The sequence below is a fragment of the Pseudomonas sp. Irchel 3A18 genome (assembly GCF_900187465.1).
GTDB lineage: Bacteria > Pseudomonadota > Gammaproteobacteria > Pseudomonadales > Pseudomonadaceae > Aquipseudomonas > Aquipseudomonas cichorii.
In genome coordinates this window covers 430,117-438,340 of sequence record NZ_FYDI01000002.1, presented here as the reverse complement: position 1 = coordinate 438,340, position 8,224 = coordinate 430,117, and the positions used below count along the sequence as shown (strand labels likewise).

Here is an 8,224-nt window from a genome sequence, read left to right as displayed (position 1 = left end):
TTGGCGACGGTCAATCACGGCCCCGTCTTTGCAGATTTTCAGAGCCCAGCGGACCCCGCACAACTGGCCAATTACACGCAGACCTACGATTACGATGCGGGTGGCAATCTGAAGCAGTTGACTCATGTCGGGTCGCAAAGTCATTCCAGAACGCTGGTTACAGCCAGGCTCAGCAACCGAAGTCTACCGGTGATCAACAACCAGCCACCCGACGAAGACACCATTGCTGCCGCCTTCGATGCCAATGGCAACTTGCTGCAACTTCAGGCTGGGCAAACCCTGATCTGGGACCTTCGTAACCAGTTGCAGGAGGTAAGGCCGGTTGCGCGCGAGTCCGGCGTCGACGACAGCGAGCGCTATATCTACGACGCCAGTGGCCAACGCCTACGCAAAGTGCGCACGACCCAGGCCAAGGCCGTCGCCCATATCGCAGAAGTGCGCTACCTGCCGGGTCTGGAAATCCGCACCGATACTGCGACCGGCGAAACCTTGCAGGTGATCACGGCTCAGGCCGGCCGCAACAATGTCCGGGTACTGCACTGGCAGGCCGGAAAACCGGCTGAATTAACCAACGATCAATATCGCTACAGCCTGGCCGATCATCTGGGTTCAAGCGCCCTTGAACTGGATGCTCAAGAACAGATCATCAGTCAGGAAAGCTATTACCCATTTGGTGGGACTTCATGGTGGGCTGGCCGCAATGCTATTGAAGCCAACTACAAGACGGTGCGTTATTCCGGCAAAGAACGGGATGCGACCGGGTTGTATTACTACGGCCTGCGGTATTACGCGCCGTGGTTGCAGCGTTGGATCAATCCGGACCCGGCGGGAACTGTGGATGGGTTGAATCTGTTCTGTTTTGTCAGGAATAACCCATGCAGTGGTTTTGATAGTGACGGCAGGGGGTATAAAGGTATTAACGATGAATTTGAGAAAGGAACAGAGCAACGTCGAAAGATTATATACCGGGGTTTGAAGGAGATGAAAAAAGCGGGCGAGAAGGGGTTGGTAGCGGATATTGATCTTGCTATCGAGAAAAGCGTGTTCCTGATGACTCGTGAAATGAATCGCTTGAAGAAAAATGATCCGTCCTCCCTTTTCGAATTCATTGGTATGCGACCTCCTGAGGACTTGAGTGCTTCAAAAGGCTATATAGGGCATGTGATTGCCAGTTACGAAAAACTCATCAAAGCTATGTCTCGCTATCAGAAAGGTGGGGACTTGCGTGAGCAGTTTGTTTTTGTGAAAGACGTCGAGAATGAGCGGCGCTTAGCGCATGTGGGCAAGGATGATCCACACAAACGTATATTTTTTACAGGAAACTTTCGGGTGCAAGATCCCGTGTCAAAAATCGGATCTCTCATACATGAGATATCGCATCTTGAGTTGCAGACCAGTGATGATTTTTATTACGACAAAGACGCGGTGTCTGTATCTATGAAGCCCGATACCGCGACCAACGCTTTGAAAAATACAATTAAGAATGCCATTGCGAAAAATATTCGCTTACGAGAAGAGTACAAACCCAAGGGGCCTGGCGCTCCATCATTCAGAGCATGGTTGACCACTGTCGCGGATTTCTGGGGTGTTTATACCATGGCGCAAATAACGCCTGAAGAAAGTGCGAAGTTTCACAGCTTATCCAAAGACCGCTTCGTTCAGGTCCGGAGTAGAAGCAGTGACCATCCTCCGCGTAGAGAGGTGTTGTGGCGGTGAGTCAAAAAAACCAACAACACCCTGCGGATGGGGATACGCAGGGTGTTGCCAGGGGGCTGACGCACTTTCTGGCTACAAGCTACTTGAGGCTTATAAATAAAAGCTGCAGCTTAGAGCCCCCAAGGACAAAACATGAATAGTCGATCTGCCGCATTATACCGGCATACGCCAGAACTACAGAGGATGGACCCTCGCGGCCTTCCTCTGGCCGCGGTTGCTTTTTGTCGTAGGGATGCAGCCGAGGAGCCTCAGGTTCGTGTCCATCGAAACTCTTTCAATGCTGCGGGGCGTGCCGCTCTTCAGTGGGACCCGAGGTTATGGGCCGACCAGGCGCCTGCCAATCTCGCGATGACTTACTCTTTGAGCGGTCGGATGCTGGCCTGTGACAGCGTCGATGCCGGCTGGCGCTTGGTGCTGCCGGGGGACGCAGGCCAGGCGGTTGAAAGTTGGGATGGGCGAGGAACCGTGAGTCGTATTGTTCACGATTTGTTGCTTCGGCCGATTGCCGTGTCTGAAGGTTCTCTGTGCGTGCAGCGGTTTTCCTATGGGGGGCCGGATTCGGCTGATCAGAATCTGTGCGGTCAATTGATTCGCCATGACGATCCGGCGGGCACGTGGCTGAATAGCGAGTTCGGTTTGAATGGTGCAGTCATTGAGCAGACGCAGCATTTTCTCAAGGACTTCACCGGTCCCGACTGGCCCGAATCACTGACAGAGCGCGACGCCTTGCTGGAGCCCGGTAGCGGTGCGACCACGGGCTGGTCATATAACCCGCTTGGCGAGGTCATTCGGCAAACCGATGCGCAGGGGAATGTTTATGCGTTGGCGCATTCTGTTGCTGGTCAGTTGAAAGAGAGCCGCTTACAACTCAAGGGCAAGTCGTCGCAGGTTATCGTCAGCGATATTCACTACGACGCTCAGGACCGGGTCGAATCTGAAGTGGCTGGCAATGGTGTGATCAGTACGGCGCAGTACCAGAACGAAGACGGCCGTCTGGTGCAACTCAGTTCCAGGCGCAGTAACGGGCAGGTCTTGCAGGAGCTGACTTACAACTACGACCCGGTCGGCAACGTGATTCATATCGAAGACCGTGCCCAACCTATCCGGTACTTCGCCAATCAGCGCATCGAGCCGGTTTCAACGTATCAATACGACACGCTGTATCAACTGACAGAAGCCACGGGTCGAGAGATGGCGACGGTCAATCACGGCCCCGTCTTTGCAGATTTTCAGAGCCCAGCGGACCCCGCACAACTGGCCAATTACACGCAGACCTACGATTACGATGCGGGTGGCAATCTGAAGCAGTTGACTCATGTCGGGTCGCAAAATCATTCCCGGACTCTGGTGACCGCTTTGCATAGCAATCGCAGCCTGCCAGTGATCAATAACCAACCGCCCAGCGAAGAAGACATCGCCGCAGCTTTTGATGACAACGGCAACCTGCTGGCATTGCAAGCGGGGCAAACCCTGAGCTGGGACCTTCGTAACCAGTTGCAGGAGGTAAAGCCGGTTGTGCGCGAGTCCGGCGTCGACGACAGCGAGCGCTATATCTACGACGCCAGCGGCCAACGCCTACGCAAAGTGCGCACGACCCAGGCCAAGGCCGTCACCCATATCGCAGAAGTGCGCTACCTGCCGGGTCTGGAAATCCGCACCGATACCGCCACCGGTGAAACCTTGCAGGTCATCACGGCTCAGGCCGGGCGCAACGGCGTGCGTGTTCTGCACTGGCAGGTCGGAAAACCGCCCGAACTGACCAATGATCAATACCGTTACAGACTGACCGATCATCTGGGGTCAAGCACCCTGGAGCTGGACAAGGATGCTCAGATCATCAGCCAGGAAAGTTATTACCCATTTGGTGGGACTTCATGGTGGGCTGGCCGCGATTCTATTGAAGCCAACTACAAGACGGTGCGTTATTCAGGCAAGGAGCGAGACGCAACCGGGTTGTATTACTACGGCCTGCGGTATTACGCGCCGTGGTTGCAGCGCTGGATCAATCCTGATCCGGCGGGAGTGGTGGATGGTTTGAATATGTTCCGCTTCGTTCGCAATTCACCTCTGCGGTATACCGATAGTGAAGGCGCTGATCCCCGCGATGTCATTGTTGCGACGGGGTTTTCCAATTTTACCCCCCTGCAGCAAGCCAAGCTGAAAGATGCTCTTGATGTGTCTGCCAAGCTATTGCGACGCACCATCGCTGAGCTGGGCAAAAGTCGCCCTGAGCATGGTGTTTCAAAAGCCTTTGCTGCAACCTATGGCCGGGATCTGCCTCCGGAGTTGAAGAAGTCTACTGTTGCTGGAGTACGAAAAGAGCTAATCGAACAGCAAAATTTTTTGTCATCCCTCCTTAAGCCGGAAATGGCTGAATCCCTTGAGCTTTTCGATACCGATACTGATGTATTGGCCAAAACGTATGTGAGTGATGAAATGCTCAGGGAGTTTGTCCGTATGCAAATATCCAGAACGTTTCTTGAGTCATATCATGCGCTGAACATTGCCCAAACATTGATTCATGAAGCGTCTCATGCGGTTAGTGCCACCGTGGATGCTTTTTACAATGGGAAGAGTTTTCTTCCAGCCAAAGTCAGCCCGGTAGTGGTTAAACAGTGGTCAAAAGAAATCAGAAAGACCCTGAAGTACATCGTGCTGAATGGACCGGAGGCACATGAGTTTGCTCCGTCCGCTTATCGAGATGCCATGCTGGCTCTCGATGATAATGCGGACATAAGGGCGCGTCGAACAGAAGCATTTGGTGATCCCAAAATCCGGGCTTCGTTATTAAGAATGAATGCCGACCATTACGCTGGACTTGTCATGGCTTCAAGACTGCCGGCAAGGCTGATGGCCAAGCGAGTGCGAAGAGAGAGACGTCGAGAGGCTAAACGTCAGAGAGTGGCATGACTGGCATCGGATTGAACCAATAAAAAACCCCCAGTAACACCCTGCGGATGGGGATACGCAGGGTGTTGCCGAGGGCCTGTTGCTCTGTAAGCGACAAGTTGCAAGCTACAAGCCTCAAGTTACTTGAAGCTTCCAGCTTGAAGCTTGCCGCTATCTTTTAACGTGCAATCGTCTGCGTTTTCACGCCCGCTTCCAGCGCACCGGAACGGCCATACACATCTTCGTAGCGTTCGATGTCGTCTTCGCCCAGGTAGCTGCCGGATTGGACTTCGATGATTTCCAACGGGATCTTGCCCGGGTTTTTCAGGCGATGGACCGACGCGATCGGGATGTAGGTGGACTGGTTTTCAGTCAGCAGGAACACGTTCTCGTCGCAGGTTACCTGAGCCGTACCGGATACCACGATCCAGTGTTCGGCGCGGTGGTGGTGCATTTGCAGCGAGAGGCTGGCGCCCGGTTTGACCGAGATGCGCTTGACCTGGAAGCGGCCGCCCATGTCCACCGAGTCGTAGGAGCCCCACGGACGATAGACTTCCAGGTGGTTCTGGGTTTCGCTGCGGCCCTGCTCGTTGAGGGTGTTGACCATCTGCTTGACGCCCTGGACCTTGTCCTTGTGGGCAATCATCATGGCGTCCTTGGTTTCGACAACTACGATGTTGTCCAGACCGATCACCGAAACCAGTTTGCCGTTGCCATGGATCATGCAGTTGCGGCTGTCCTGGATGACGACGTCGCCTTTGGTGACGTTGCCGTTGGTGTCTTTTTCATGCACTTCCCACAGCGACGACCAGCAGCCGACATCGCTCCAGCCAGCCGACAACGGCACGACGCAAGCGCGTTGGGTTTTTTCCATGACGGCGTAGTCGATGGAGTTGTCCGGGCAGCAGGCGAAGGTCGCGGCATCGATTTCTACTGCACCGGCGTCTTCCTGGCTGCGCTCGAGGGTCAGCAGGCAGGTGTCGTAGATGTCCGGATCGTGCTTTTTCAGCTCTTCCAGGAAGCGGCTGGCGCGGAACAGGAACATGCCGCTGTTCCAGTAGTAACCGCCTGCTTCGACGAATTCGGCAGCGCGTTTTTCGTCTGGCTTCTCAACGAAGTGCGATACGCGGCTCACGCCTTCAGGCAGCAGGGCATCGGCGGTGGACTTGATATAGCCGTAGCCGGTTTCAGGCTTGTTGGCCGGTACGCCGAACAGAACCATTTCGCCGCGCTCGGCTGCGACGGTGGCCAGGGCCAGTGCGCGCTGAAGGGCTTTCTGGTCTTCGATCACGTGATCGGCCGGCATGACCAGCATCAGTTCGTCGTTGCCTTCATTGACCAGCATCATCGCAGTCAGGGCCACGGCGGGTGCGGTATTGCGCCCGAACGGCTCCATCAGGATGGCCTGGGTGTTGAGGTCCAGTGCTGCCAACTGCTCGTTTACGATGAAACGATGCTCCTTGTTGCAGACCACGATGGGCTCTTGCATACCCTCGAACACCAGACGCTCCAGAGTTTGCTGGAACAGAGTATGTTCGCCTGTCAGTGCCAGGAATTGTTTAGGGAATTGTTTACGCGAAAGCGGCCAGAGTCGTGAACCGCTACCGCCTGACAAGATCACTGGAATCATTTTGTTTCTCCAATAGCATTCAATAAGTCAATAAGGGCTGTACGTGGTTTCTGTCGTTTCTGTCTTGTTCTTGTACTGCGTCGGCGGGTCCGTGGCTGACAGAGGCCATGAACCCGCCAACTTGATCTTTAGCGAGTCGCTACTGGTGGCTTGACCCACACTGGCGAGAGGTTGCTGCCGCTGCCGGTGATGTACAGCACGGCGGCTTCGCCACGCTCCAGGGCCACAGGCTTCACGTCAGTAACTTTCTTGTCGCCGTCGTACAGCGCCAGGCTGACTTTGACCGGGTTGATTTCACGCTCGCCGGTGCTTTTGGCTCCTACGGTCTTGACCACTTCGGTCTTGCCGTCGGCAGTCTTCAGGGTCAGCGACTTGTCGCTGAGGTTCTGTACGCGAACCAGGGACTTCTGCTTGTTCTTGAACGGAGCTTCTTCAACCAGTTGCGGCTTGCCGCTGGCGTTGTTGACGATGGTGTAATAGTGATCACCCGCCAGTTTCACCGGCAGGGTCTGGCTGCCCAGTTTGGCGGTGTAGTCGCCCTGTGGCATGAAGCTGAACGCGGTGCTGCCCAGTGGCGCGACTTCGTTCAGGTTGGTGTTGCCGACGCTGGCGCTGATCTCGGCGTTGCTGGCGTTGTAGACGCGCACGAAAGTCGAGCCTTTCGGTGCGGTCGGGCCGTAGAGGGCGGAGTCACCGGCAAAGGCTTGCAGGGACATCAGGCCCAGGGTTGCAGCCAGCGCGCAGGTTTTGAACAGGCTTTTCTTGGCCGAACGATTTGGAGTGTGCTGTAGGGTCATAATTGAGTCCTCTCAGTTTTGCGCCTGGTCAGGCGACTCGGATTGTTTGGTGTTAAGGGCCAGGTTCTCTTGGCTATCACGTGACTTCTTCAACTCGGCGATCCACTTTTGATCGAACTCGCCCAAGTCGTTATGAGCAGGCAGATAACGCTCCGGGAACTCCCAGATAACCACTTGTGGTGGAGTGGTCTTGAACGCATCGGTTTGCAGATATTTGAGCATCGGCAGAATCGGTCCGTGACCGTCTTCTGCATAGTTGACGACGTCGCTGCGTAGTGCCTGCTTCAGTGCGCCGACGAAGTTCCAGTTGGGGTTGGCGCTGTAACTGGTGCCAACCAGGCCAACAGGAATTTCGGTGTCTGCAAACAAGGCATCATCACCGGCAGCAGTTCCTTCGACAGGATTTGTGCTGCGTTGTTGCAAATCATCTGGCTTTGGAAGCAAATTACTGAACAACGGATCCAGTGGCAGGAAGTTGGTCAGGTCGCCTTTGTAGGGCGTTGCTTCCTTGGCCTGGGTAACGAATTGCTCGGGTTCGCCGTTCAACGGAGTCTTGCTGGAAATCGCGACACCCAGTTGCTGCGCGGCCACTTCTGCACCCATCGGGGTCCAGTGAGTGTCGGTGCGCAGGAACACCTGGCCTTTCTGCTTGGCGGCCTGCAACGGCGCCAGCAGATCAGGGGCGAAGATGCCGGCTTGCGCGACCTGCGCATGGAATTGCTGGTACAGGTCGGTGTGCAAGGTGGCCGGTTTTTTATCGCCCATGTGCTCGGGATACAGACGGGTCTTGGCTGGAACAATCGCCAGTACCAGCTCCGTACCCTGCTTTTTCAGCTCGTCGCGCACGCCCTGGATCAGTGCCAGGTTGTCCGCTTCGTTTTTCTCGCTATTGGCAATGGCATCGAACTCTTCGTCGGTGTAGAGCCACTGGTCCTTGCCGACCACGACGCCTGGACGGCCTTCGTTGAACAGCTTGAAGTCCAGGGCAGCCCAGAGGTTGGTGCCCAGGCGCTTGATCGGGAACTCATCGTCGTAATGAGTTTCCGCCGCCTTGGTCCACTTGCCGTCGAGCACTGTGGTTTCAGCCGAGGTCGAGAAGTTGCTGAAGCTGCGCAACGACCAGGCACCTAGAACCACCAGCAGGGTCATGAACAGTGTGACGTAGAGGATTCGTAATGAACGGGTCATGTCA

At 55.3% G+C, this 8,224-nt stretch carries 5 protein-coding genes; 2 read left to right on the top strand and 3 right to left on the bottom strand.

Features of this window, described 5'->3' with window-relative positions:
* Both CKW23_RS26875 and CKW23_RS04965 read left to right on the top strand, forming a co-directional pair.
* Positions 1 to 1,716, top strand: a 1,716-nt coding sequence (locus tag CKW23_RS26875; protein ID WP_305885228.1) for an RHS repeat-associated core domain-containing protein, incomplete at its 5' end; no start/stop codon positions are given.
* Positions 1,717 to 1,848: 132 nt separating this feature from the next.
* The gene (locus tag CKW23_RS04965) at positions 1,849 to 4,626 is read left to right on the top strand and encodes an RHS repeat domain-containing protein (protein WP_095067143.1); all 2,778 of its coding nucleotides are present in this window, start codon (positions 1,849 to 1,851) and stop codon (positions 4,624 to 4,626) included.
* Between the two features lie 157 nt (positions 4,627 to 4,783).
* Here the strand turns inward: CKW23_RS04965 and CKW23_RS04960 are convergent, their stop codons facing one another.
* From CKW23_RS04960 to CKW23_RS04950, 3 genes are all read right to left on the bottom strand, one after another.
* Positions 4,784 to 6,235 (bottom strand): mannose-1-phosphate guanylyltransferase/mannose-6-phosphate isomerase, encoded by a 1,452-nt coding sequence (locus CKW23_RS04960; RefSeq protein ID WP_025258712.1) that lies wholly within the window; start codon positions 6,233 to 6,235, stop codon positions 4,784 to 4,786.
* Between the two features lie 128 nt (positions 6,236 to 6,363).
* Entirely contained in the window at positions 6,364 to 7,032 is a 669-nt protein-coding gene (locus CKW23_RS04955) for an alginate O-acetyltransferase AlgF (protein WP_025258713.1), read from the bottom strand.
* A gap of 12 nt (positions 7,033 to 7,044) precedes the next feature.
* Positions 7,045 to 8,220, bottom strand: coding sequence for an alginate O-acetyltransferase (locus CKW23_RS04950; protein ID WP_095067142.1), 1,176 nt, complete (start codon positions 8,218 to 8,220; stop codon positions 7,045 to 7,047).
* Positions 8,221 to 8,224: the final 4 nt, after the last annotated feature.